Annotated in this window: 20 protein-coding genes; 16 read left to right on the forward strand and 4 right to left on the reverse strand. The window is 45.2% G+C overall.

The features are described from left to right. The first annotated feature begins 464 nt into the window (after positions 1–464). From CW749_RS25455 to CW749_RS25495, 9 genes are all read left to right on the forward strand, one after another. The gene (locus tag CW749_RS25455; RefSeq protein WP_272897879.1) at positions 465–2,207 is read left to right on the forward strand and encodes a PQQ-dependent methanol/ethanol family dehydrogenase; all 1,743 of its coding nucleotides are present in this window, start codon (positions 465–467) and stop codon (positions 2,205–2,207) included. A 257-nt stretch (positions 2,208–2,464) separates the two neighbouring features. Further along, entirely contained in the window at positions 2,465–3,973 is a 1,509-nt protein-coding gene (locus CW749_RS25460; protein ID WP_101115274.1) for an aldehyde dehydrogenase family protein, read from the forward strand. Next, the gene (locus CW749_RS25465) at positions 3,945–6,134 is read left to right on the forward strand and encodes a 4Fe-4S binding protein (protein WP_237322583.1); all 2,190 of its coding nucleotides are present in this window, start codon (positions 3,945–3,947) and stop codon (positions 6,132–6,134) included. The genes CW749_RS25460 and CW749_RS25465 overlap by 29 nt, the downstream gene beginning before the upstream one ends. Positions 6,135–6,275: 141 nt before the next feature. Beyond that, positions 6,276–6,347 (forward strand): pyrroloquinoline quinone precursor peptide PqqA, encoded by a 72-nt coding sequence (gene pqqA, locus CW749_RS25470; protein WP_101115399.1) that lies wholly within the window; start codon positions 6,276–6,278, stop codon positions 6,345–6,347. 165 nt (positions 6,348–6,512) lie between these two features. Then, positions 6,513–7,421, forward strand: coding sequence for a pyrroloquinoline quinone biosynthesis protein PqqB (gene pqqB, locus CW749_RS25475; protein ID WP_101115275.1), 909 nt, complete (start codon positions 6,513–6,515; stop codon positions 7,419–7,421). A 104-nt stretch (positions 7,422–7,525) separates the two neighbouring features. Further along, positions 7,526–8,308 carry a pyrroloquinoline-quinone synthase PqqC gene (gene pqqC, locus CW749_RS25480; RefSeq protein WP_101115400.1) on the forward strand — a complete coding sequence of 261 codons (783 nt, stop codon included), beginning with the start codon at positions 7,526–7,528 and terminating at the stop codon, positions 8,306–8,308. Between the two features lie 9 nt (positions 8,309–8,317). Next, complete coding sequence (pqqD, locus tag CW749_RS25485) at positions 8,318–8,596, forward strand: pyrroloquinoline quinone biosynthesis peptide chaperone PqqD (protein ID WP_224055110.1); 279 nt, start codon at positions 8,318–8,320, stop codon at positions 8,594–8,596. Next, positions 8,568–9,698 carry a pyrroloquinoline quinone biosynthesis protein PqqE gene (gene pqqE, locus CW749_RS25490; protein WP_101115276.1) on the forward strand — a complete coding sequence of 377 codons (1,131 nt, stop codon included), beginning with the start codon at positions 8,568–8,570 and terminating at the stop codon, positions 9,696–9,698. The genes pqqD and pqqE overlap by 29 nt, the downstream gene beginning before the upstream one ends. Positions 9,699–9,716: 18 nt before the next feature. Continuing rightward, positions 9,717–11,741, forward strand: coding sequence for an insulinase family protein (locus tag CW749_RS25495; protein WP_101115277.1), 2,025 nt, complete (start codon positions 9,717–9,719; stop codon positions 11,739–11,741). Between the two features lie 50 nt (positions 11,742–11,791). Here CW749_RS25495 and CW749_RS25500 read toward each other — a convergent pair whose 3' ends face one another. After that, positions 11,792–12,460, reverse strand: a complete 669-nt coding sequence (locus tag CW749_RS25500) for a response regulator transcription factor (RefSeq protein WP_101115278.1) — start codon at positions 12,458–12,460, stop codon at positions 11,792–11,794. A 299-nt stretch (positions 12,461–12,759) separates the two neighbouring features. On the opposite strand from CW749_RS25500, the gene nosP reads away from it, so the two are divergent. After that, a complete protein-coding gene (gene nosP / locus CW749_RS25505; RefSeq protein WP_101115279.1) occupies positions 12,760–13,968 on the forward strand; it encodes a nitric oxide-sensing protein NosP in 1,209 nt (402 codons plus the stop codon). After that, positions 13,969–15,885: a NahK/ErcS family hybrid sensor histidine kinase/response regulator gene (locus CW749_RS25510; RefSeq protein WP_101115280.1), complete on the forward strand. Its 1,917-nt coding sequence runs from the start codon at positions 13,969–13,971 to the stop codon at positions 15,883–15,885. It begins immediately after the preceding gene. Between the two features lie 47 nt (positions 15,886–15,932). On the opposite strand, the gene CW749_RS25515 is transcribed toward CW749_RS25510, so the two are convergent. Beyond that, positions 15,933–16,721, reverse strand: coding sequence for an ABC transporter permease (locus CW749_RS25515; RefSeq protein ID WP_101115281.1), 789 nt, complete (start codon positions 16,719–16,721; stop codon positions 15,933–15,935). 490 nt (positions 16,722–17,211) lie between these two features. Between CW749_RS25515 and torE the strand changes: the two genes are divergently transcribed. The 4 genes from torE to CW749_RS25535 all read left to right on the forward strand — a co-directional run bounded on the left by torE (position 17,212) and on the right by CW749_RS25535 (position 22,400). Continuing rightward, positions 17,212–17,388 carry a trimethylamine N-oxide reductase system protein TorE gene (gene torE, locus CW749_RS25520; protein WP_101115282.1) on the forward strand — a complete coding sequence of 59 codons (177 nt, stop codon included), beginning with the start codon at positions 17,212–17,214 and terminating at the stop codon, positions 17,386–17,388. Between the two features lie 44 nt (positions 17,389–17,432). Further along, the gene (gene torC / locus CW749_RS25525; RefSeq protein WP_101115283.1) at positions 17,433–18,617 is read left to right on the forward strand and encodes a pentaheme c-type cytochrome TorC; all 1,185 of its coding nucleotides are present in this window, start codon (positions 17,433–17,435) and stop codon (positions 18,615–18,617) included. A gap of 21 nt (positions 18,618–18,638) precedes the next feature. Next, complete coding sequence (gene torA / locus CW749_RS25530) at positions 18,639–21,101, forward strand: trimethylamine-N-oxide reductase TorA (protein ID WP_101115284.1); 2,463 nt, start codon at positions 18,639–18,641, stop codon at positions 21,099–21,101. 342 nt (positions 21,102–21,443) lie between these two features. After that, positions 21,444–22,400: an Mbeg1-like protein gene (locus CW749_RS25535; RefSeq protein ID WP_101115285.1), complete on the forward strand. Its 957-nt coding sequence runs from the start codon at positions 21,444–21,446 to the stop codon at positions 22,398–22,400. A gap of 129 nt (positions 22,401–22,529) precedes the next feature. Here the strand turns inward: CW749_RS25535 and CW749_RS25540 are convergent, their stop codons facing one another. Beyond that, positions 22,530–22,712 carry a DUF1315 family protein gene (locus tag CW749_RS25540; protein WP_101115286.1) on the reverse strand — a complete coding sequence of 61 codons (183 nt, stop codon included), beginning with the start codon at positions 22,710–22,712 and terminating at the stop codon, positions 22,530–22,532. 3 nt (positions 22,713–22,715) lie between these two features. Next, entirely contained in the window at positions 22,716–23,918 is a 1,203-nt protein-coding gene (locus tag CW749_RS25545) for a quinone-dependent dihydroorotate dehydrogenase (RefSeq protein ID WP_101115287.1), read from the reverse strand. Between the two features lie 370 nt (positions 23,919–24,288). On the opposite strand from CW749_RS25545, the gene CW749_RS25550 reads away from it, so the two are divergent. Beyond that, positions 24,289–25,194, forward strand: coding sequence for a manganese-dependent inorganic pyrophosphatase (locus CW749_RS25550; protein ID WP_101115288.1), 906 nt, complete (start codon positions 24,289–24,291; stop codon positions 25,192–25,194). Positions 25,195–25,271: the final 77 nt, after the last annotated feature.

Here is a 25,271-nt window from a genome sequence, read left to right on the forward strand (position 1 = left end):
TTGCAAGGTATTTACTTAGAAATGCTTTTGTTCTTAAAGAATGGGCTAAAGACCTTGTGCCGCGATTAAACCACATAGAATTCGAACAAAATTTAACCGCGAAAGGTCAACAGACCCTTGTAACCGAGTAGCCCAATTCCTCTCCGCCCTAGGGTGGAGACTTTCCCTCCAACTAAGGGATGAGAAAACTTCATCCAGAGTCCAATTTTCCTCATTTTTAAACGCGCGCACACTGAATAAGAACGAATGATCTTTGAAGCTGGACTCTCGCAAATCTAGTGTCTTGCAAAGCCATTGCCTGGTCTAGCGATAGCTATACAAAGCGATGACCTTAAGAGTATGACCTAGAAAAGATTCCGTTCTTCAAGAAAGTGCGTTCTACATGATCAGCTAAAGAAAGTAAGCAAAGGAGCAATACGATGTTATCGAAAGGGAAGTGGTGCATTTGGTCGCTTGCTTTAGGTATGTCTGGGTTGATATCTACGAGCAGCGCCGCTCAAGGTGTAACCGATGCAGATATCCTAAAAGATCAGGAAACACCTGAAGATATAGTGAGTTATGGGTTAGGGCTTCGCGCTCAACGATTCAGTTCACTCGATAAAGTTAATAGAGAGACCGTTGAAGAAATCAGACCAGTATGGGCGTTTTCGCTTGGTGGGGAGAAACAGCGCGGGCAAGAATCCCAACCCATGGTCAAAGATGGGGTGATGTTTGTCACTGGGTCGTATTCACGAGTGTATGCCATTAACGCAAGAACAGGCGACGAGATTTGGCAATATGATGCTCGATTGCCCGACGGCATCATGCCTTGCTGTGATGTGATTAATCGTGGTGTCGCCTTGTACGATGATCTCGTCATTTTCGGAACGCTCGACGCTAAGTTGGTGGCGCTGGATGCTAAAACAGGGAAAGTGCGTTGGAAGAAAACGGTAGAAGATTATCGCGCTGGTTACTCCATTACCGCAGCCCCCATTATTGTGAGAGGGAATGTGATTACTGGGGTATCTGGCGGTGAGTTTGGGATTGTAGGAAAAGTAAGAGCATATGATGCAAAAACCGGTGCTATCGTTTGGGAACGCCCTACCGTTGAAGGGCACATGGGGTATGTCTGGAAAGACGGAAAGAAAGTCGAAAATGGCATCTCAGGAGGTCAGGCAGGAAAAACATGGCCGGCCGATCTCTGGAAATCCGGTGGTGCAGCGCCGTGGCTAGGCGGTACCTACGATCAAGACACGGATTTGCTCTTCTTCGGGACAGGTAACCCCGCGCCGTGGAATTCTCATATGAGACCGGGTGACAACCTGTACTCTTCATCACGATTGGCGATCGACCCTGATGATGGAAAAATAGTGTGGCATTTTCAAACCACACCTCACGATGGTTGGGATTTTGATGGGGTGAATGAGCTCATTGCGTTCGACTATCAAAACAGCGGTAATACAGTAAAAGCTGCCGCAACCGCAGACAGAAACGGATTCTTTTATGTACTCAATCGAACCAATGGTGAATTCATCAGAGGATTTCCTTTCGTTGAAACCATTTCTTGGGCAAAAGGGTTAGATAAAAAAGGGCGTCCAATTTACGTTGATGAAAACAGACCGGGTAATCCGCAAGAATCGGCAGATGGCAAGCAAGGGCAAACAGTGGTCGCTGCTCCTTCTTTTCTTGGGGGTAAAAACTGGATGCCAATGGCCTACAGCCAAAATACTGGGCTGTTTTATGTGCCAGCGAACGAATGGAAAATGGACATATGGAATGAGCCCACTGCCTACAAAAAAGGCGCGGCATATTTAGGGGCTGGTTTTACGATTCAGGCACATCATGAAGATTACATTGGTGTATTGCGAGCGGTCGACCCCAAATCTGGTGATATTGTTTGGGAGTTCAAAAACTACGCGCCACTGTGGGGCGGGGTGCTGACGACCGCTGGTGGCTTGGTTTTTACCGGCAATCCAGAAGGTTACTTGATGGCGTTTGACGATAAAACGGGTGAAATGCTGTACAAATTCAACACCGGTTCAGGGATTGTCGGAAGCCCAGTTACTTGGGAAATGGATGGCGAACAATACATATCCGTACTCTCAGGTTGGGGTGGCGCTGTACCACTGTGGGGCGGCGATGTGGCCAAACGGGTGAAAAACTTCAATCAGGGCGGCATGGTATGGACGTTCAAATTGCCTAAATCCATGGAAATTGCCAAGAAATAATCGCTTTTAATCAGCCCAGATGACTTGGGCTTTTTCAAAACAAAGGCAATTTACGCCCCTATTCGCGCTGCTCTCTGAGTAGCGCTTTTTTTATCTGCGAAATCTGCCTTCATCCCAAAGGATGATCTTTTGCCAACCAACAGCGGATAGAGCCCATTGCGGTGTGTTGAGAAAATAGGTCTATCTGCTGATTGGTGCGGCATTCACAATCAAAAGCCCCCATTGCAGTCTTGACATATACCAATAGAGAGGTGCTTATGATTTACGCAAAACCAGGGACGGAAGGTGCGGTTGTTAGCTTCAAATCCCGATATCAGAATTACATTGGCGGTCAATGGGTCGAGCCAGCGAAAGGGCAGTATTTTACCAATACCTCACCTTGTACAGGTGATGTGATTGCTGAAATCCCTCGTTCAGATGCAGCCGACATAGAACTTGCATTGGATGCAGCGCATAAGGCGAAAGATGCGTGGGGTGCCACTTCGGCTACAGAGCGCTCGAATATTTTACTTCAAATTGCCGATCGCATTGAAGCCAACCTCGAAATGCTCGCAGTGGCTGAAACATGGGAAAATGGGAAAGCGGTACGCGAGACATTGAATGCAGATATTCCGCTGTGTGTTGATCACTTTCGCTACTTTGCAGGCTGTATTCGCGCACAAGAAGGCAGCGCGGCAGAGATCGATTCCAAAACCGTTGCCTATCATATCCACGAACCGCTCGGTGTTGTCGGGCAAATCATTCCATGGAATTTCCCGTTATTAATGGCCACTTGGAAATTAGCACCTGCGTTAGCGGCTGGTAATTGCATTGTCTTAAAACCCGCTGAACAAACACCGACGACGATCCTGTTATTGATGGAATTAGTCGGCGATTTATTACCACCTGGCGTATTGAACATCGTCAACGGTATGGGACCAGAAGCAGGGCAAGCGCTGGCAACGTCTAAGCGAATTGCAAAAATCGCGTTTACGGGGTCCACCGCTATTGGTAACCATGTGCTGCGCTGTGCGGCAGATAACTTGATTCCTTCGACAGTCGAGCTAGGGGGCAAGTCGCCAAACGTCTACTTTGCCGACATCATGGAGCAAGAAGAAGCGTTTATTGAGAAAGCGGCAGAAGGCGCTGTTCTAGCGTTTTTCAATCAGGGTGAAGTGTGTACGTGTCCCTCCAGATTGCTTATCCAAGAAAGTATTTACGATGCATTTATGGATCGAGTCTTGGCGAAAGCAAAAGCGATCAAACATGGCAATCCACTAGACACCGATACCCAAGTCGGCGCGCAGGCGTCCGACGAGCAGTTCGACAAGATCAAGAAGTATCTAGAGATTGGTCGTACGGAAGGGGCTCAAGTGGTCATGGGTGGTAACGCGGAAGATTTCGGCGGCGGTTACTACATCCAGCCAACGATTTTTAAAGGTGAGAACTCAATGCGCGTCTTCCAAGAAGAAATCTTTGGTCCGGTTATTGGCGTAACCACGTTTAAAGATGAAGCCGAGGCCGTGGCGATTGCCAACGATACTGAGTATGGATTGGGGGCAGGGGTTTGGACACGTGATGTGAACAAAGCGTATCGAGTTGGGCGCGCGATTCAGGCTGGTCGAGTCTGGACAAACTGCTACCACTTGTACCCAGCACATGCTGCGTTTGGCGGCTATAAGAAGTCGGGCATCGGGCGTGAAACCCATAAGATGATGCTTGAACATTATCAGCAAACCAAAAACCTTTTGGTCAGCTATGATGTCAATCCTCTCGGGTTTTTCTAATCGCTTGAGCTCTTCTGAGTACTCAGGCTCATCTAAAGAAATGAAGGAAAAGCGCTTATCGCTTTTCCTTCAAATATGGCTGGTGGCTCTGTTTTTGTGGGCTTCCAGCTTTAATAGTCTAGCGAACGACTGGCAGGATCCAAGCCAAGATATTCTCACCTTTTTCCCTACTGCTACTCGCACACTGCCAGAAGAAAAAGACCTCGCCATTACGCCTGTTTATCAACTCAATTCGCTGTTGGGCTATGTATTTGAATCCGATGACTTAACGCATTTCCCTGGATTCTCTGGCGAAACCGTCAATCTAAAAATTGGATTGGATGTGAAAGGGGTGATTCGAGGCATTAAGGTGCAACGACATCACGAGCCTATCTTTTTGCATGGGTTGGGCGAAGAGCCCATGTTGGCGTTTATCGCTCAATACCTTAATCACAATATCCAGCATCGTTTTTTGGTGGGTAGCAGACAAAGCCGTACTAACGATGGGAAAACCCAATATTTTGATGGTGTAACCAAAGCCACCGTTTCGGTAATGGTGATAAATGACACGATTTTAAACTCTGCTCGAAAAGTGGCACGCCATAAACTGGATGGGTTTGGCAGTGCGAACGCCGTCGCCCAGTTTGAAATGGATTCGCCTAATCGATATGAGTTTCAGCAGTTAATAAGCGAAAACTTGGTGTTACATTGGCAAGCGACGCTAAGCGAATTTTCGCAGCAATTAGGGTTATCTGAAAACCGTGCACAGGATTTGTTAGAAAACCCAGAGCCACACTATGCGATCAACTACCAACTGGCGTTTCTCAACCCGCCTCAAATCGGCGAAAGCCTGTTGGGGGATTCTGAATATCAGCGGCTTATGGAAGAACTGGAACCTGGAGAAATTGCCTTATTGCTATCGTCCAGTGGTGGTTTTTCACCTTTGGCCGCTGATTTTGTAGCGGGTACCACCCCTGCAAGATTCAGCGTGACCCAGCAGAACGTGAGCATCGACATTCGAGATCAGGATTTCTATAGCTTTTACGAGCCGAAGCTGGAGAAAGGATTTCCAGAATTTGACCTGATCAAAGTATTCCGCTTTAAAAGCAGCAGTGGATTTGATCCGGCGCTTCCCGTTACGTTCCAACTCAATGTACCCGTAAAAAAAAGCTTTTTGGAATACGACATCAAGCAAGTGACGAAAAGCTATCAAATCCCCAACGCTTTATGGCGCTACCCCGACATTGTAGAAGAAATACCAATACCTCTTTGGCAACAGATTTGGCAGCAGCGACGGTTCGAAACTGCGATTGTTATTTTATACCTTGCAACGGTGACGTGTCTGTTTGTAAGGCAAAAATACTGGATAACGTTTCCTGATAGGTTTCATCAATTTCGTCTTGCGTGTTTGATTTTTACTTTGTTTTTTCTCGGTTTCTATGCGCAGGGGCAGCTCTCGGTCGTGAATATTTACACCTTGTTGCTTTCAGTTTGGAATGGGTTTGAAATTACCGTCTTCTTGCTTGATCCCGTTATCTTTATTCTTTGGCTGTTTGTGTTTGTCTCTCTTTTCTTATGGGGAAGAGGCGTATTTTGTGGTTGGCTTTGTCCGTTTGGTGCCATGCAAGAACTGATAGGGCTAGCTGCGAAGAAGCTGAAAGTTAAGCAGTGGAAAATTCAACCAAAAGTGCACCACTGGCTCCAGCGAATCAAATACCCAGTTTTGATGCTCTTGGTTATGACCAGTTTCTCTTCACTCACTTTGGCTGAAAACCTAGCAGAGCTAGAACCTTTTAAAACCGCCATTACATTGGTGTTTGTGCGCGATTGGTATTTCGTGGCTTACGCGGTTTTGCTTCTGTTTATTGCTCTTAAGATCAACAAGGTGTACTGCCGTTATTTGTGCCCGTTAGGGGCTGGGTTGGCTGTTCTAGGGAAGTTTAGGGCATTCAGTTGGCTCAATCGGAAAAAGGAGTGTGGCAGCCCTTGCCAGCTGTGCCATAAAGCCTGTGATATAGACGCGATTAAGCTCAATGGCAGTATCGACTACGACGAATGTGTGCAGTGTTTGGAGTGTGTGGTTATTGCTGCAGACAAAGATCGTTGTGTAGTAGAAAAATACGGGGCAAAGAAACGCCGCAAGCAAAGACGGATCCCAGTCAATGCTGTTTCCGATACGTAAACGTATACCACATATAGGTATACGTTTACGTATCGGACCTGCTCTGAAAAGTAGGAAAGAAATCATCACAAAGTAGGATAGTCCACTTTATGGCTAACCCGTAATCTGGAGTTCAGGAATAACAGCAAAGGAGCAGTGCACATGTGGAAAAAACCCGCTTACAAGGAACTTCGCTTGGGTATGGAAGTGACGTTATACATCAGTAACCGCTAGGTCGACAGATTCTAGACGCGATATGAGAAGACAGGGCTTGCTTCTATGGATGAGTAGTTAAGGTCAATAGACCTTGGGCATGTCCTGTGTTTTCTTACTTTGAATAGCGTCTTTGAACAGGGTCGACGAGCAACACGGTTAAAATCCAGGGACAAGGAGAGTGGTATGCATGTCATCATACTGGGTTCAGCAGCAGGAGGTGGTTATCCGCAATGGAATTGCCATTGCACTATGTGCAGCGGTTTAAGAAACGGAAAGATCGTTGCAGAACCTCGCACCCAATCTTCTATAGCAGTCAGTGACGATGGTGAACATTGGGTCATCATTAATGCGTCGCCTGATATTCGCCAGCAAATCAATCAAAATCCGGATATTCATGAGTGTACGGGCAAACGTGGTTCGTCTATTGCAGCCGTGGTTTTAACGGATGCTCAGGTTGATCACACCAGTGGGTTATTGATCCTCCGTGAAGGGTTACCCATGGATTTGTACTGTACAGAGCAAGTCCGTTCAGAATTAACCGACTCGTTCCCTTTATTAAATGTGCTTTCACATTGGCATGGTGGTTACCAGCAGCATACGATAAACGAGCAATCTTGGCATATCCCTTCGGTCCCTCATTTAAGGTTTGAAGCCATTAACTTGGAGTCGAAAGCACCACCTTATTCGTCTCATCGAAATGACCCTCACCCTGGCGACAACATTGCTATTCGCGTGACCGATACAAGGACGCGTCGAAATTTGGTGTATGCACCTGGGCTTGAAAAGCCAAGTTCTCACATTGAAATGGCGATGAGCAATGCCGACTGTATTTTAGCCGATGGCACATTGTGGACAGATGACGAGATGATCCTAGAAGGGGTCGGGAGCGATTTGGGCACATCAATGGGACACCTTCCCATAAGTGGGAAACACGGCATGCTGGCGCTTCTTAGCCAGTTCCTTAAACCTCGGAAAATACTGGTCCATATCAACAATACCAATCCGATCTTAGATGAACGTGGCTTCGAGCGATCACAAGTGGTCAGGTCAGGAGTTGAAGTCGGCTTTGATGGAATGAAATTTGAGGTTTAGGGTTCACTCAATCTCAACACGGGTGAACTCGGAAGCGCACGAAAACTTGGAGAAGTTAAGGGATGAACCATCAAGATCGAGCCATGCGTTACCAAGATAAAGCCATGCGTCATCGAGACAAAGCTACGGCTGCGATGACGCCAGAGCAATTCCGTGAAGCATTGTTAAGCAAAGGATCGCTTTACCATATTCATCACCCATTTCACAAAGCCATGTACCAAGGGAAATGCAGCCCAGAACAAATACGAGCTTGGGTTGCGAACCGGTTTTATTATCAGATTTCGATACCAATAAAAGACGCAGCGATACTCTCGAACTGTCGACATCCAGAGATTCGTCGGCAATGGGTGCAGCGCATTTTGGATCACGATGGTCATGCTGAGCAGGAAGAAAAATGGGGTGGGATTGAGGCTTGGCTACAACTTGCTGTAGCGGTGGGGCTGACGCGCGAAGAGGTGTTAGCTGAAAAATGGGTGCTCCCCGGGGTCAGATTTGCAGTGGATGCCTATGTCAATTTTGCGCGCAGAGCAACGTGGCAAGAGGCAGCTTGCTCATCGTTAACGGAGCTATTTGCACCAGAGATACACCAATCCCGTTTGGAGTCTTGGCCACAACACTACCCGTGGATCGAAGCACAAGGTTTAACGTATTTTCAGCAACGGTTGTCTCAGGCTCGCCGAGATGTAGAACAGGGTTTGGCGATCACTTTAGAACATTTTGATACCGCAGAGAAACAGCAACATGCGCTGAATATTTTGCAGTTCAAACTCGACATTTTGTGGTCAATGCTTGATGCCATCAGCATGGCGCATGAATTCAATCGAGCGCCATATCAAAATCTTACCGCTAGCGAAGCTGTCTGGCACCGAAACCTTTTTCAGGAATAAGGAGATGCCATGCATACCAAGAAAAACTTCAACGAAAAATGGAAACGAAACCCGACCTTTCGAATGCAGTATGAACAAGCTCAGAAAAGTCATGTGCTGCTGTTTCCTGAGGGGATGGTCACGTTAAGCGACAGCGCAGCGGAAGTGCTTGCGATGTTCGAACAAGAAACGACGCCGAGTATTGCCATCACTCGGCTATGTGCTCGGTACCCGAACGAAGATATTGAGAGTGACATCATCGAATTTCTGGATGTAGCGTATGACAAACAATGGCTCCAACCCTATTAAACCACCGTTTTGGTTGTTACTTGAGCTGACGTATGAATGTCCGCTTCATTGCCCATATTGCTCTAACCCCATTGATTTGGGGAGTAAAGACCAAGAACTTTCTACTGAGCAATGGTTCGATGTTTTAGAGCAGGGAAGGGAGCTTGGTGCCGTACAGTTGGGGCTTTCTGGTGGTGAGCCATTAATGCGTAAAGACCTCACCGATATCGTTGCGCATGCTCACGATCTTGGTTATTACATTAACTTGATCACTTCGGGGATAGGTTTGACTCAATCGCGCATTGATGGCTTAAAGCAAGCAGGGTTGGATCATATTCAGATAAGCCTTCAAGCAGCAGACCCTGAAATGAGCGATGCCATTGCAGGGAAGAAAAATGCTTTTGAGCACAAAGTGAACATGGCAAAAGCCGTGAAGGAGGCTGGATTTCCAATGGTGCTGAATGCGGTTATCACTCGCCAGAATATTCACAATATAGAAAGCATTATGGCATTGAGTTGTGAGCTGAATGCCGACTACGTAGAACTGGCTACGTCGCAATATTATGGCTGGGCACTCGAAAATCGCGCATCGTTACTGCCGTCTAAAGCCGAAATTGAGCAAGCGGAATACGAAGTGAATGCATTCAGAGACGCCTGCGACAAAAATGGTCCCAAGTTTATATTTGTTACCCCAGACTATTATGAAGAACGCCCCAAACCTTGCATGAGTGGCTGGGGGAGTATTTTTACCTGTGTTGCCCCTGATGGGAAAGTTCTACCCTGCCACAGCGCAGCGGTACTGGATCTGCCTTTCCTTAATGTTAAAAATCGAAGCTTAAAACACATTTGGTATGAATCTGAGAGCTTCAATGCTTTTAGAGGGTTTGAGTGGATGGAAGAGCCCTGTAAAAGTTGCGATGAAAAGGAATCGGATTTCGGTGGATGCCGCTGTCAGGCCATGTTACTCACGGGCAGTGCCACAGCAACGGATCCCGTGTGCAGTAAATCGCCTCATCATCACAAGATAACCGATGCAATTATCCAAGCTTCTTCTGGCTGTCACAATGAACTGGTTATGCGACATATGAGAAACAGCCAAACCATTTTAATGTCAAAACCCTGATTTTGAGTCGATACCGCTATGAGTGATTTAGGTGTTCCGCCATTTAAGCAAACTCAAGAAAAGGTCACGTCCAAAGGAGACGTTTGGTTTTGTTGGGAGCATCCTTCGGGCTTGAGGCATTGGCACTGCCCAAACCTATATCGAAGTAATCCGGAGCCGCAGTTTTCTGCCTCTGTTATGGTCAAAACGCCTTCGTATGACGACAGCGGTGTTACCCATGCTGTAGAGCATATGGTTTTACGCGGGTGCTATAAATACCCTGATTCTCGTCGCTTTTGGCAACTGCGTTCGAGCCTGGAATTGGAAGAGTTTAATGCCACAACTCGCCGAGGGAATACACGCTTTCACTTGTCTGGCAGCCACAAAGACAATGCCTTTTTAGGGTTGGATTACTTTGTTCAATCCACGCTTTGTCCACTTTTAAATGAACAGGAATGGCAAGCCGAGATTCGTGAAGGTACTTATATTCAAAGGGGAGAGCTAAGTGCCTTGTATCAGGAGCTGCAGGGGTATGAAAACAATGAACAATTCCAACAGGCATGTCGAGTCGTCAAGGAATTCAATTATCCCCTGTATTCGGGGAGTGCAAAATGCATATCTCGTTTGTCGTTACCGGAAATACGCCAATACTATTGGTATCACTACCGCCCAGAATACTTCTGTGTTGTAACGGCAGGGAACTGGAATCTGACTCACATTTGGCAAAGCATTATTACCGCACTGGCTTACCGAAAAAAGCATGAACCTGAAAAGCTACCGTTAACGACTCGTTGGATCAAGAGCGCTCAAACCGATGAGTGTGACTGTGCGTTGACATTGAAAATGTCGGACAAAAAAGCGGTCCAGATCTACAAAATGCTTAGTGAAGGGCATATTCAATCGACCTTACACACGCTCGGCTACCAATTGCAGCCTCTGACGACCCTACTTGATCCAAAGCCAACCATAAGGATGAAAAGTGCAAAAGGAGAATTTGATGAACTGATTGCACGCTATCTCAGCATGTTGGCTAGCCAGTGGACTCAAAGCCAAGAGGCGCAAAACATGTGGTTTCGGTACTGTATGGAGCAGCGTCGAGACACAGTGAAAAAATGGGGGGAGAGTCTGACGGCGCTTTATCTTTCTAACCAGCCTTTAACGCATGAAATGCATACGCCCAAAAGCCAAACGGAACCAATAGGGGACTGGTTGCCAGAGCCAGTTCACCATCAAACAGTGACAATTTTAGCTCGGCTACCCAAAGCCGATACAAACTTATGCTCTGCGTATCAAACATGGATTCATGAGCTTATCCATTACGTGACCCAACATTTTAAATCGACACGACATTCTGTGGCTTTTCATGAACAAACCATCCATGGGGTTCACCGCGATATTCACGGCTTGTTTATTCATTTATCTTGTTCTGCACTTATCTTTTGGCAACATTTTGATGATCACTTTCGCCAACATGAGCCCCCGGGCTTTATGCTCAACTTACTAAAGTCTGAACAGGTGATCTTTATGCCTGAGCATATGCCTCATAGCGATGCTGATCGCTCACATCGTGAACCGCTTGTCTGCATTGAGCAAAACCACGACAGCGTTAGAATCAAGTTTCGCCTGCCCAGAACCGTGTCGATTTTTCACCAGTGCGTCGCGGTGCAATGGTTAATGCAGCGAAAGCCTATAATCGATATGCGCCTCAACGGGCAGCTGTACAGTATCAGCAGTTCAATAAAACCGGAGTTGAATGCATTGGAAATTTGCAGTCATTTCGATAAAAACCCTCACCATACACGCAGAATATTGTGTGAAGAAATTCAAGCCTTTAGGCTTAAGTCTCTTTCTCCTTCTGAATTACAGGGTGTTTTTCAAGGCGCACGTGGCTTAATGGCATCGCAATTGAGCAAGTCTCAACCCGAGTTCTACAAAACAGCCTATCGGTTACTGGGTATATCACTGGAAATGCCAGATGCAATGGGTTCGTCGGATCTCGCATTCACATTTGCTATGTGGAAAACCGCACTCGCTCCGTACTTAAAGGCGAAAAAGGAAAAATAGCCGATTTCGTCTTTACATATTTGTTGTTGTGCTTATCTCATGGATACCGCTCAACGCCTTAAGTAGCGATCAAAGTCGATATTGGTAACACCAACAACGGCTTGAATTCGGTTATGAACACCAAGCTTTTTCAATATCGCAGAGACATGCGATTTCACCGTGGTCTCAGAGATATTAAGGTCGTAAGCGATTTGCTTATTCGCACTGCCTTGAGACATGGATTTCAATACCAGTAATTGCCGACGAGTTAAGGTGCTTAACATATCAGCAGAAAAGGCAGGTTCTTTGTTTCGTTGCCCAGAAAATTTGGTATCGTCCGTTGCTCGAATGATGTTGGCTGGCAAATACACATTCCCGTTAATTATTTGAGAAAATGCATTCGTCATTTCTTCGCGAGAAGAGGATTTAGAAATAAAGCCAATTGCGCCATACGCGATAGTTTGAAGAATGGTTTGCTTATTTGTTTCAGCCGAAATGATGGCGACAGGCACAGAAGGTGCTTGATTTCTAAGCTCAAGTAGCCCGTTAAGTCCCCCCATGCCGGGCATGTTTAGGTCTAGTAGGATTAGGTCGGTATCAGAATGCTCATTTACGTATTCCAACGTTGTAGCAACATCTTCCGTTTGATGGATGGAGCAGTCTAAAAATCGTCCTCTAATGACGGAGACCAAGGCGTCTCGAAACAGCGGATGATCATCGGCAATCAAGAATTTGTACATGCGAATCCCTCTTCCTTAAGGTTTTCTTATCATTCTTCGTACCTACTGACGTTATGTTTAATTTTCATTGGGTTACGGATACCTAAGTAAATAACCCTATTTTTAGTAGTTCCTTTTAGTGTAATCAGCTCAATTTATAATGCTTGTTCTAATAATGAGACATCGACTATATGAGGAGAAGATGAACGACAAATATCCTCCTTAAGTAGGATTAACGTTGCCTCAGACCAAGCTAGACTGAATGTATACATGTTTCTTTAATCAAAGATAGATCCAAAGATACTGAACAAGGAAGAGGGATGTTTTCTGCCAGTCCAATACCAGACCAAGCTGCCGTGGTGACGGCTGAATCCTATCAGCTTGAAGCCGTTAAGGCGGTACGAGAGCTTTCTGCACGTTTGAACACCCCAAACATTGGGTTTGTTTTATTCTTCTGCTCCGCTGCCTACGATTTAAAAGAACTTGAATCAGAAATGGATCGCGCATTTACTCATTGCAAAGTGATGGGGTGCACTTCGGCGGGGGAAATTACCAGCAGCGGTTATGCGAAAAGCAGTATCAGTGCGATTGGCTTTACCCAAAGCGCGTTTACGGTATCTGGCATGGTGATACCGCTAGAAAATTTTGAGTTAAGTGTTGCGCAGCAGTGCGTCGAAACCCTTTTTGATAATTGCCGAAGCCACCTAAAAGCGCCCATAAAGCACAGTAGTTTTGTGCTTACGTTAATAGATGGGTTGTCGCCACAAGAAGAAAACTTCCTTGTCACTTTAGATACGGCTCTGGGCCGAATTCCGCATTTTGGAGGGTCGGCCGGAGACGATGAAAACTTGGCAAATACTCATGTGTATTTTGACGGTAAATTCTATGCCGATTCCGCCATTGTGGTGATGTTCAACACTACCTGCCCATTTGAAGTCTTCACGACGCACCACATTCAAAGCTTAGGAAGTAAATTGGTGGTGACGAAAGCCGACAGTGAATGCCGTCGAGTTTATGAATTCAATGCTGAGCCTGCTGCACTGGTGTATGCGAGAGAAGTGGGTATTTTACTCAACGATCTCAGACCAGAAATATACGCTCTGCATCCATTAGCGGTGAAAGTGGGCGGTGAGTTTTATATTCGGTCTATTCAGAAAGTAAATGATGATCTGAGTTTGGATTTTTACTGCGCGGTTGATGACGGCATTGTCGTTACTGCGATGAAACCGGGCGACATTTACGCCAATGCGAAGCAAAAGCTCAGCGAAGTGTCTGAAAGAGTTGGAGAGTTAGAAATCATTATCGGGTGCGATTGTTTTCTGCGGCGCAAGGAAATAGAGCAAACTAACGGGTTAGAAACCATCAAAAGCATCTTCAGCGACTTCCGTATGGTTGGGTTTAATACCTATGGAGAGCAGCTCGGTGGCGTGCATATGAACCAGACGCTAACAGGCGTAGCAATAGGTCGTCAGCCCAATGTTTATCCACTCTCTTCTGATATGACGGAAGTGCGTGAAAAGGTGGGCTAAATGTCGGATGAAGCGTTGAAGCGCCAACTTGAAGAGGCGTTGTTAGAAAATGAACGCCAGAAAAAAATCATCGATTCTTTGGTGCGTCGTGTAGAGCAAGACAACAGCCATCGCGTAGACCCATACGCTGCTTTTCAGCATTCCGTTGTCTTGGCTGATCAGGTTCGTGAAAAAACAGAAGAGCTTAACAACACCCTTCATGAACTGGAAAGCATCAACCGAGCGCTTTCGCTTGCCAACCAAAAAGTCGAGCGCGCCCAACAGCGATTTGTTGATGCAATCGAATCCATTTCAGATGGGTTTGCTTTGTATGATAAAGACAGACATTTAGTGCACTCCAATAGCCGATTTCAACAATATTGGCTTGATCATGATATCTCCCTCGATATGTCGAGCATCACGCTAGCGGAAGTAAAGAGGCTCGCGCATAGCAGAGGACTTATTGTAAAAGAATTGCCGTATTCTGACTTGCATGGTGGAAGAGTTTTTCAGCAACGAGACAATCGCTGGGTGCAAGTGAGTGAGCGCCGAACGGCTGATGGTGGGTTAGTGATGCTGTACACCGATATTACTCTTCTCAAAGAAGCCGAATCGGCAAGGTATGAAGCCGCCATTAGTGAAAAGTTACGCCAGTCTTATCAAACACTAGAAAAACGCGTACAGCTTAGAACCGCTCAGCTGGAAGATCTGAACAACCAGTTAAGTAAAGAAGTCACTGAGCGGCGGGAAATCCAAGGCAGGCTGCTAGAGGCGAAGCAAGAAGCCGAATTGGCAAATCTGTCAAAAACCAAATTTCTTGCGGCCATCAGCCACGATTTATTGCAGCCATTGAATGCTGCGCAGCTATTTTTAGGATCTTTACGCGCGCAAAGGCTAGGACCGCCCGCCCGTAGGTTGGTGGATTCATTGGATCACTCCCTTTCTGATGTCGAATCGCTTATCACTATGTTGGTTGATATTTCAAAGTTGGATGCAGGAACTATTCGTGCAGACAAGCAACCTTTCGCTCTAAACGAATTACTAGACAACATCGCCAATGAGTTCCATCAAATAGCGTTTGAGTCTGAAACGGAAGTGAGGTACGTCCCCAGTAAAGTTGTGATTTACAGTGATTCCGTATTGCTTGCCAGAATCATCAGGAATCTAATGACCAATGCATTAAGGTATACCGAGTCGGGCAAAGTTTTACTGGGTTGCCGCCGCACTGAAAGTGGCGTGAGAATTGATGTGCTGGATACAGGAGACGGCATACCTAAAGACAAGCAAAAAGAGGTATTCCAAGAATTCAAACGTCTGAGCCCTAGAAAAGCAGAAAACCGAACCCAGTTGGGGCTTGGGTTAGCCATTGTTGATAAGATTTCAGGGGTGTTAGGACACCATATTTCATTGGAGTCCGAACTTCACAAAGGATCGCGTTTTTCGGTTTTAGTACCTTATGGCACGGTGAAAACAACCGCCATGCCAGTTCTGAAGCCAAAAGAGTTAGATGCAAGCGCTGCTTTACAAGGGTGCCGAATTTGGGTCGTGGATAACGATAATAATATCTGCATGGCAATGAAGGAATTACTTAGTCAGTGGGGATGTGACGTGGTAACGGCAGAGTCTTTAGCGGCATTGCAGGTGCAATGTGATGTTTCATCGGATTCGGTTGAACTGCTGATTGTGGATTACCATTTAGATGAGGGTAAAACAGGTTTGGAAGTTGCTGAACATGTACACCTTAATCGCCCCCACTCAGTGCCAACCATTGTGCTAAGTGCAAATCGAAGCGAAACACTCAAGCAACAAGTAAGAGAAAGTGGCTACTTATTGGTCAATAAGCCCGTTTCTCCTGTTCGGTTAAAAACCACCATCATTAGCCAGCTACATTCGAATTCTCAGCAGCCCTCGTTCCAATCGCAGGTTATTCAAGGCTAATTGCCCGATAGCCTTAAGATACAGCCAATCCAATCTAATGCATCGTTTTAGTTCTTTGTAGAAACCAAAACCCGCCCTTCTTTTGAAAGAACGCTACGTAACCCCAGCTTGGTTGAAAGAGACAAAGATATGGTCATCATGACAAATATCGCAATCATAATGATCAACTGATATTTGATTGCGACCAAGGGGGATGTTCCACCTAAAATTTGCCCTGTCATCATACCGGGTAGGGTAACTAAACCGATGGTTGCCATGGAGGCGAGAATAGGTGACCACGCTTTTTGCATCGCGGTTCGAACGAAAGGTAAAGAAGCATAGGTCGGAGAGGCACCCAATGAAAGCGCGGCATGGTATTCACCCTCTCGTTCTTTAAAGGCACTGAACAAGTTTTGAAGCATGATGATATTGGCATTCATACTGTTACCAATGAGCATTCCACAAAGCGGAATAACATATTGAGAACTGTATACTGGTGTGGGTTGAACAATCACAACACAAAGCACGATGATGATAGGTGAAAGACCAATCAACAACCCTGACATGACTGGTAAAAAGAGAGGTTTTAACGGAAGTTTGGCTTTGTCGATGATGGCACTTGTCCCTATGCCTGCCATGACCAATACCCAAAAAATATTCAATAGTAGGCTATTGAGTTCAAAAACAAACTCTAAATAAGCACCCACCAAAATTAGCTGAAGACACATTCTCGACACGCTGATCAATGTGTCTTTTGCTAGCCCAAGCTGAAAGTGACGGTTAATGTAGAGCGGGATACATAGCGTGAGAGAAAAAAGCAGTAGGAAAGCCCAGCCAATATCAATTGATTCCTGCATAGAAACCTCGATTGTTTTCTCCCTATCTTATACTTAAATCCCCACATCTTGTTAGGCCAACTGATTCAAGTTTTTAGCGATAGTGAATTGCTTGAGGATAGGCATGTTATTTCGCTTCAAATTCTCACAAATGAAGCGATTGCATTTAACAAATATTCTACATTTATTTCTGAATAGGTTAGGAAATGAAGCGGCTTTTCTCGGTTTCTTGAACGCTAGCAAAGGGTGTTTGGTAACAATAAATCATCAAATTACACAGATATGCAACAATATTAAATTGTCATATCTGTTCATTAATTTACACATAAAATGTTAATTAAACACATCTCTGTATGAGCTCAAAAAAGTGTCGAATAGCTTGCTATATAAGGAATCAAACCATTGAATCATAAGATTCGATCGTTCTAAAATTTCTCATTATAAGTTGTAGGTGTACTGGGTCGCTGGGCTTAGTGCAGATGAAATTATCAATACTATAAGCAGGCAATGTATGAGTAATGTTAATAAAGTGGAACCAAAAGAAGTTCGCTCATTTGAGTGGAAATCTTTTCTCCTAATTACCGTCGTTCTCTTTCCCGTATTAAGCGTCATGTTTGTTGGTGGATACGGTTTTATCGTGTGGATGCTGCAGGTCTTTTTCTTAGGTCCTCCGGGCGTACACGGTTAAACCCCTCTCCATTTTTTGAGCGAATTTTTTAAAGAGAACAGATCATGAAATCGTTTATCGTAAAAATCTGGCACACGATGACTCGCCCGGCCGTTCACATCAGCTTGGGTGTGCTTACAATGGGCGGGTTTATTGCTGGTGTAATCTTTTGGGGTGGCTTTAACACCGCGTTGGAAGCGACGAATACAGAAGAGTTCTGCGTCAGCTGTCACACCATGCGCGACAATGTGTATCAAGAACTGCAAGAAACCATCCACTGGCAAAACCGTTCAGGTGTTCGCGCAACTTGCCCTGACTGCCACGTTCCGCATGAATGGACGGCAAAAATTGCCCGTAAAATGCAGGCTTCCAAAGAAGTGTTTGCGCAGATCTTCGGCGACTTAGGCACGCCTGAGAAATTTGAAGAACGCCGCATAGAGCTTGCTAAACACGAGTGGGACCGTTTCTCTGCGAACAAGTCACTGGAATGTAAAAACTGCCACAACTACGACTCAATGGACTTCGAGAAAATGAAGCCAGCCGCACGCATTCAAATGAAAAATGCGGCGGAGCGAGACCAAAGCTGTATCGATTGTCACAAAGGCATCGCTCACAACTTGCCTAAAAATATGGACAGCTCAGGCGGCATGATTGGTGAATTGGAACAACTGGCTTCTAACACTGATTACTCCACAGGTAATAGCGTAACAAGTGTCCGTCACTTGCCTATGTATGAAGATGCAGGAATGACCAAGGAAGCGGGCTTATTGAACCCAGCTTCGACGGTAAAAGTGGTAGATGATAAAGGCGATGCAGTACTGGTGGAAATTTCTGGTTGGCGTAAAGCGAAAGGCTTTGGGCGTGTTATTCAGGAAGACTTTGGCTTGAACATCGCTATTGGTTCTCTTCTTAAAGAGACCGCTGTTAATGAAGATCTAGTGAAAACATTTGAAACCAAAGAAGACGAGCTGACGGGTCTTCCATGGCAACGTGTAGAAACGAAACTGTGGATGAAAAAAACCGCCATGCTGGGTGACGTAACACCAATCTGGGACAAAGCAAAAGAAGCTTATCAAACTAACTGTTCAGTGTGTCACACACAGCCAGACGAAGCGCACTTCACGGCAAACGGCTGGCCGGGCATGTTCAATGGAATGCTTGCATTCGTAAACTTTGATAAAGACAGCGAAGCCCTAGTATTGAAATACCTACAGAAACACTCTTCAGATTTTGCTGAAGGTCACCACTAAGCGTCAGACGGAGTACAAGAAATGGCAATTACACGAAGAAGTTTTCTTAAAGGTGTAGCGACAACGAGCGCAGCGTCTGTCATTGGCCCTAGCTTATTGGCATCGGCTTCAGCAAATGCAGCGGAAACAACTGGAACGTGGAAAGTGTCCGGTTCTCACTGGGGCGCATTTCGCGCCCACATCTACGGCGGTAAGGTTCAAGAAATCAAGCCGCTGGAGATGGACTCGCACCCAACGGATATGATTAACGGCATTAAAGGCATTATTTACAGCCCATCTCGTGTCCGTTATCCGATGGTTCGTCTCGATTGGCTCAAGAAGCACAAATACAGCGCGGATACACGCGGTAACAATCGTTTTATCCGTGTAACTTGGGATGAAGCTCTGGATCTTTTCTACCGTGAGCTTGAGCGTGTGCAGAAAGATTATGGTCCATGGGCACTTCATGCTGGGCAAACTGGCTGGCGTCAGACGGGGCAATTCCACAGCTGTACCAGTCACATGCAACGCGCGGTGGGCATGCACGGTAACTTCATTACCAAAGTAGGGGATTACTCTACGGGGGCGGGTCAAACCATCATGCCTTACGTATTGGGATCGACCGAAGTATATGCTCAAGGCACGTCTTGGTCTGAAATCTTAGAGCACAGTGACAACATTATTCTGTGGGCGAACGATCCAGTGAAAAACCTTCAAGTTGGTTGGAACTGTGAAACACACGAATCGTTCCCATACCTTGAACAGCTAAAAGAGAAAGTTGCGAAAGGTGAGATCAACGTTCTGTCTGTTGATCCTGTGAAGAACAAGACACAGCGTTACTTGCAAAATGATCACATGTACATCAACCCGATGACTGATGTGGCGTTTATGCTGGCCGTCGCGCACGTTCTTTACAAAGAAGATTTGCACGATAAAGAGTTCATTAAAACTTACTGCTTAGGTTTTGACCCATTCATTCAATATGTTCTTGGAGAAACCAAAGACAAAGTTGAAAAAACACCAGAATGGGCAGCAGAAATTTGTGGCGTAGAAGCGGATAAGATTCGTGAATTTGCTCGCATGCTGGTTAGCGGTCGTACACAGATTCTATTTGGCTGGTGTATTCAACGCCAAGAACATGGTGAACAGCCTTACTGGGCTGGAGCTGTTGTTGCTGCCATGGTTGGGCAAATTGGCCTGCCAGGCGGCGGGGTTTCTTATGGTCACCATTACTCTGGTATCGGTGTGCCTTCTACTGGCTTTGCTGCTCCGGGTGGCTTCCCGCGTAACCTAGACCAAGGCATGAAACCGAAATGGGACAACAAAGATTACAACGGATACAGCCGCACCATTCCGGTTGCTCGCTGGATCGACTGTTTGCTCGAGCCGGGCAAAGAGATTCGTTACAACGGATCCAAAGTAAAACTGCCTGACTACAAAATGATGGTGATCTCTGGGAACAACCCTTGGCACCACCATCAGGATCGCAACCGTATGAAGAAAGCGTTCCGTAAACTTCAGACCGTTGTCACCATCGAGTTCGCGTGGACAGCAACGTGTCGTTTCTCCGATATCGTACTGCCTGCCTGTACGCAATGGGAACGTAACGACATCGATGTGTACGGTTCGTATTCTGGTCGCGGTTTAGTGGCGATGCAGAAGTTGGTGGATCCATTGTTCCAGTCGCGTACTGACTTCGATATTTTTACAGAGCTAACTCGTCGTTTTGGTCGCCATAAAGAATACACACGTGGTATGGATGAGATGGAGTGGGTACGCTCTCTTTATGAAGACTGTCGCAACGCAAACAAAGGTAAGTTCGACATGCCTGAGTTTGATGAATTCTGGGAGAAAGGCGTTCTGGACTTTGGTACAGGTAAACCTTGGGTGCGCCACGCTGATTTCCGTAAAGACCCAGAAATCAATGCATTGGGGACACCGTCTGGATTCATTGAAATTTCAAGCCGCACCATTGGCCGTATGGGTTACGAACATTGCCAAGATCACCCAATGTGGTTTGAGAAAACAGAACGTTCTCATGGCGGACCGGGATCGGACAAGCATCCGTACTGGCTGCAATCTTGCCACCCAGATAAGCGTTTACACTCTCAAATGTGTGAATCCGAAGAGTTTCGTTCAACGTATGCGGTACAAGGTCGTGAGCCAGTTTACATCAACCCTGTTGATGCTAAAGCGAAAGGCATTAAAGATGGCGACTTAGTACGTGTATTCAACGACCGTGGTCAGTTAATGGCTGGGGCGGTGGTAACGGACAGCTATCCACAAGGCGTTATTCGTATTGAAGAGGGGGCATGGTATGGGCCGCTGAATGAAAAAGAAGGCGCGATCTGTACTTATGGTGATCCAAATACCTTAACTCAGGACATTCCAACATCGGAATTGGCTCAAGCAACCTCCGCTAATACGTGTATTGTGGATTTTGAGAAGTTCTCAGGAAACGTACCACCTGTTACATCCTTTGGCGGACCTATTGAGGTGATGTAGCTTTAAGCTAAATCTAATTGTTGTCTTAATTTTGAGAAAGCCAGCCATTTATGGTTGGCTTTTTTTTAGACTAAAGTCTTAAAAATGCTCAAAAAACATTCGAATTCTCTAATTTACTATGCATCTTGTTGATCTTTATTTGTGTGATAGTGATGCGTAAAGTCACGGGTTTAGAAAGAAGGAATGAGCTTAAAAGTAAACACTTTTAATTAACACTTTGTTAACAATCTGAATTATAAGTTGAAAGTTAACAATAGACTAAAGTAACAAGGTTCATTTTCTTTCAAGGGGGTATAAAAGTCTGGCACTGGATTTGAAAACCAATAGAAGTAAGGGAATACTATGTCTTTAAAGAAAACTTTAGTTTTATCTGCTGTACTGAGTTGCTCATATTCCGCACATGCTACCGTTTCACCGAGTGATCTAGAAAGCCTAGAGGATTTTTACAATAACGTTGTTAGCCCTAATATGGCTTACACACAAAGCGATTCTGGCACTATCCATTCACCAAGCAATCCCCCATCTGAAACCAAAGCGCGAGAAGCGCTGGAACTGTTGGAATTTGCGGAGCAAGTTTACAGTCAATCAGGGACACCTAATGGCTGGGCAAGGGTAAAAGATGTGTCTCGCAAATCTGGTTTCAATGCGAGTGTGTTTACAAAAGGGAATAATGTTGTCTTAGCCTATCGAGGAAGTGAATTAGGGACTTCAGACTGGGTGACTGACGGTATGCTGTCCAACGACGAAGTGCCCAAGCAGTTTCTTCAAGCGATCAATTTGGCTGAAAAAGTTGAGCGAGATTATCCAAATCACACCATTCGATACACGGGGCACAGCTTAGGCGGTGGTTTAAGTACAGTGGCCGCATTAGTAACGGGAAGATCTACGGTGGCTTTCGATGCTACGGGAATTAATGATGCCCTCAAATCGCACATCACAGAGAAGCTTGGCAGTGAGTTTGTGCTCACCCTGCATGCTGCGGCTATAGACAACTACAATTTCGTTGGTGAGTTTGTTTCAGATGGCGACTGGCAGCAAGATGCGGATGTGATAGGCATAAATGCCAAGCAATATGGTGATATCTATTATTTAAGTGACGCACATTTTGCACCTTTTCCAAAATTTATTTGGGATACACCTTTAACGCGTCATTTTATATCTCCAATTCGTGAAGAGCTAAATTACATTATTAACCCATATTTCATTGATTGGACTTGGGATGAGTTGGACATTTTGTGGTTTAAAGTAACTTACTTAATCAATTCGCTACCAAGCCTATTCCAAGATATTGGCAACTAACTATTTATTGGTAACCAACTATTTATTGGTAACCAACTATTCATTGGCAACTAACTAATAGCAATAATCGCTAACAAACAAAAGGTTCGGCATTGATGCCGAACCTTGAAGTCTTTCATTAGGATCTAATTACTGCAGTGCAACGGAATGTTGGGTTTCACGAACCAGAATAGCTCGTTGGCATGCTTCGCGTTGCTTTTCCGTCATTAGCATTCCATTACGCCAATAGCCTTTTCTTAAGGCACGTTTAAATTCAGAATAAAGTTCGTCAGGTAGACCGTGTACAATAAGATTAAAGCTATTGCCGTTCATGTTTTATGCTGCCTTGTCTTCCTGATTCTGCAATTCAGTTGGTTTCAAAGCTGGCAGTGGGTTTCTTGAACCAACGGCCTCTTCAATTGAATTAAAACCATCCTGCTTAAGAAGCTGTACTAATCCGCGGTTTATCTCGTTGATATTTTGCGGTCCATCGAAAATCATTGTTGTGATCATATGCAGTAAATTGGCACCAGATGTGATCTTCTCGTAAGCGTCTTTTGCACTGAATACACCACCAACACCAATTATGGTGATCTCACCACGAGTACGGCGGTAAACATGACGAATAACGTTAGTAGAGATACGTTGAAGTGGCAAGCCACTCATCGCACCTTTGCCTTTTGGAAGTTTACCTTGTGCCGATGGGTACTCTTCAGGTACGTGCTCTTCATTTCCTTCAGGTTTGGCAAGGTTGGTTAGAACCACGCCATCCATTTTGTGTTCCACACACGCGTCAACGATGATGTTAATTTCTTCCAATGTCATATCGGCAGCTAACTTAACGTAAATTGGACGGTCGGTGAGAGGGCGGATTTCATCATTAACGGCATTGAGCAATGCGTCTAGATTACCTCTGTCGACAAACGGTTCACCATCTTGTGTGTTCGGACAGCTGATATTGATGGTGAAGTAGTCACCAATATCCTTAAACGCATGCATTGTTTTTAGGTAATCCTGAATAGAATCTTCTAAAACAAATTCTGGTGTGATGTTTGATTTGGCTGCATTGATGCCCACTCTTAGTGAGCCAAAGTCAACGTTAGCCAATCGCTTCGCGATTTTTTCAGCGCCTTGGTTATTTAAACCATACCAAACGACAATGGCTTTAGATTTCACCATGCGGAAAAGTCTTCTGCCAGGGTTGCCGGGGCAAACTTCACCAGTAAATGACCCCAGCTCTGCGAGCCCAAATCCTAGTGAAGGGTAGATCTTTGTTAGCTCACCGTCTTTATCGAAACCTGCGGACAGACCGACAGGGTTACGGTAAGTAACGCCATCTACCTTTGTATTCAGTGTCTGATTTTCGTAGTTGAAGAGTAAGCTAGTTAGCCCGCGAGTAAGGGCATTTGAACCCAATGCAACGCCAATTTTTTTCAAAACAGAGTGGGCTTGTTCTGGTTCCATAAGAAATATTAGTGGGCGAACGATGCGATAGAACACTCTTAGAACGAGGTTTCTCACGCCGATTAGGAAGCTCATGACTTTCTATCCTTGTTATTGGTTGACTTTTTATGTCCCTTCAATTGAAACAGGTTCACTGCGAAAACCATCAGATTTCGCAACAACCCCAAAACATAGAGGGTACTTTCTTTTGTAACCAAGTTGCCTTGGTATGTTACTCACTCTAATTAAATGATAATACGAATGCAAATGATTATCATTTATAAACATATCAAATATACACAGCTAATAGCGACGAAACCGTACTTTTAACTCGGATCAGGAATGACTTTTTTTTGAAATCAGGTAAAGTAACGACTTTTGAAAAAGCTACCGTCACAGGCACCAAGATTCTTGTATGGTTTTTTGTGTGATTGTCGGCAAAATTTAAAAGTAATTAGGAAGCAAAATGATTCTAGTAGTTGGTCATAAAAACCCAGACACAGACAGCATCTGTAGTGCTATCGTTACCGCTGAGCTATTGAAAGCACGTGGACTTGAAGCAAAAGGCATTCGCCAAGGCGAAATTAACCGTGAAACTCAGCACGTTCTAGAAGTTGCTGGCGCAGATCAACCTGAGCTACGTACTTCAGTAGCAGGTGAAAACATTTGGTTGGTTGACTACACAGACTTAGCTCAAGCTCCTGATGATATTGGTGAAGCTGAAATTCTAGGTATTGTCGATCACCACCGTCTTGGTGATGTGATGACAGTAAACCCTCTAGAAGCTTGGATTTGGCCTGTAGGTTGTACTTGTACAATTCTATTCGCGCTATTCAAGATGGAAGATACTGAAATCACCAAGCCATTAGCCATCATGATGATGTCTGCAATTTTGTCTGATACGGTTGGATTTGCTTCTCCTACTTGTACACAAAAAGACAAAGATGCGGTCTACGCGCTGGCTGAAATTGCTGGTGTAGATGATGTCGATACATTCATCAAAGATCTTCTGATTGCAAAAACAAACATCGAAGGTTTGTCTGCGGCAGAACTTGTAGAGAAAGACTTAAAAGCTTACCCATTTAACGGTCGCGATGTGGTCGTTGGTCAGGTTGAGCTTGCAACTCTAGAGCAAGTAGATGGCATGATTGAAGGTCTAGAAGCAGATCTAGAGCGTCGCTGCTCTGAAGAAGGTCTAGCATTCGCTGCTGTTATGTTAACTGACATCACGACTTCTCAAACTCGTCTTCTGTACAAAGGTGAGTGGGCAGAGAAGCTAGTTAAGCATGAAAAAGACGGTATTTTAATGATGGAAAACACATTAAGCCGTAAAAAACAAGGCTGGCCTTGGCTTCAAGGTGAGCTTGCTTAACTCTTTATTTATTAAAGTGTTATTAGAAGCCAGAGCATTTGCTCTGGCTTTTTTTATGTCTTTTTTTAAGTGCAAAC

It is taken from the genome of Vibrio sp. vnigr-6D03 (genome assembly GCF_002835515.1).
Classification (GTDB): Bacteria; Pseudomonadota; Gammaproteobacteria; order Enterobacterales; family Vibrionaceae; genus Vibrio; species Vibrio penaeicida.

Excerpts from the sequence above, each read along its gene's own strand:
- CW749_RS25455 (WP_272897879.1), top strand. The coding sequence starts at position 465 with ATGTCTGGGTTGATATCTACGAGCAGCGCCGCTCAAGGTGTAACCGAT.
- CW749_RS25460 (WP_101115274.1), top strand. The coding sequence starts at position 2,465 with ATGATTTACGCAAAACCAGGGACGGAAGGTGCGGTTGTTAGCTTCAAA.
- CW749_RS25465 (WP_237322583.1), top strand. The coding sequence starts at position 3,945 with ATGATGTCAATCCTCTCGGGTTTTTCTAATCGCTTGAGCTCTTCTGAG.
- pqqB (WP_101115275.1), top strand. The coding sequence starts at position 6,513 with ATGCATGTCATCATACTGGGTTCAGCAGCAGGAGGTGGTTATCCGCAA.
- pqqC (WP_101115400.1), top strand. The coding sequence starts at position 7,526 with ATGCGTCATCGAGACAAAGCTACGGCTGCGATGACGCCAGAGCAATTC.
- pqqD (WP_224055110.1), top strand. The coding sequence starts at position 8,318 with ATGCATACCAAGAAAAACTTCAACGAAAAATGGAAACGAAACCCGACC.
- pqqE (WP_101115276.1), top strand. The coding sequence starts at position 8,568 with ATGACAAACAATGGCTCCAACCCTATTAAACCACCGTTTTGGTTGTTA.
- CW749_RS25495 (WP_101115277.1), top strand. The coding sequence starts at position 9,717 with ATGAGTGATTTAGGTGTTCCGCCATTTAAGCAAACTCAAGAAAAGGTC.
- CW749_RS25500 (WP_101115278.1), bottom strand. The coding sequence starts at position 12,460 with ATGTACAAATTCTTGATTGCCGATGATCATCCGCTGTTTCGAGACGCC.
- nosP (WP_101115279.1), top strand. The coding sequence starts at position 12,760 with ATGTTTTCTGCCAGTCCAATACCAGACCAAGCTGCCGTGGTGACGGCT.
- CW749_RS25510 (WP_101115280.1), top strand. The coding sequence starts at position 13,969 with ATGTCGGATGAAGCGTTGAAGCGCCAACTTGAAGAGGCGTTGTTAGAA.
- CW749_RS25515 (WP_101115281.1), bottom strand. The coding sequence starts at position 16,721 with ATGCAGGAATCAATTGATATTGGCTGGGCTTTCCTACTGCTTTTTTCT.
- torE (WP_101115282.1), top strand. The coding sequence starts at position 17,212 with ATGAGTAATGTTAATAAAGTGGAACCAAAAGAAGTTCGCTCATTTGAG.
- torC (WP_101115283.1), top strand. The coding sequence starts at position 17,433 with ATGAAATCGTTTATCGTAAAAATCTGGCACACGATGACTCGCCCGGCC.
- torA (WP_101115284.1), top strand. The coding sequence starts at position 18,639 with ATGGCAATTACACGAAGAAGTTTTCTTAAAGGTGTAGCGACAACGAGC.
- CW749_RS25535 (WP_101115285.1), top strand. The coding sequence starts at position 21,444 with ATGTCTTTAAAGAAAACTTTAGTTTTATCTGCTGTACTGAGTTGCTCA.
- CW749_RS25540 (WP_101115286.1), bottom strand. The coding sequence starts at position 22,712 with ATGAACGGCAATAGCTTTAATCTTATTGTACACGGTCTACCTGACGAA.
- CW749_RS25545 (WP_101115287.1), bottom strand. The coding sequence starts at position 23,918 with ATGAGCTTCCTAATCGGCGTGAGAAACCTCGTTCTAAGAGTGTTCTAT.
- CW749_RS25550 (WP_101115288.1), top strand. The coding sequence starts at position 24,289 with ATGATTCTAGTAGTTGGTCATAAAAACCCAGACACAGACAGCATCTGT.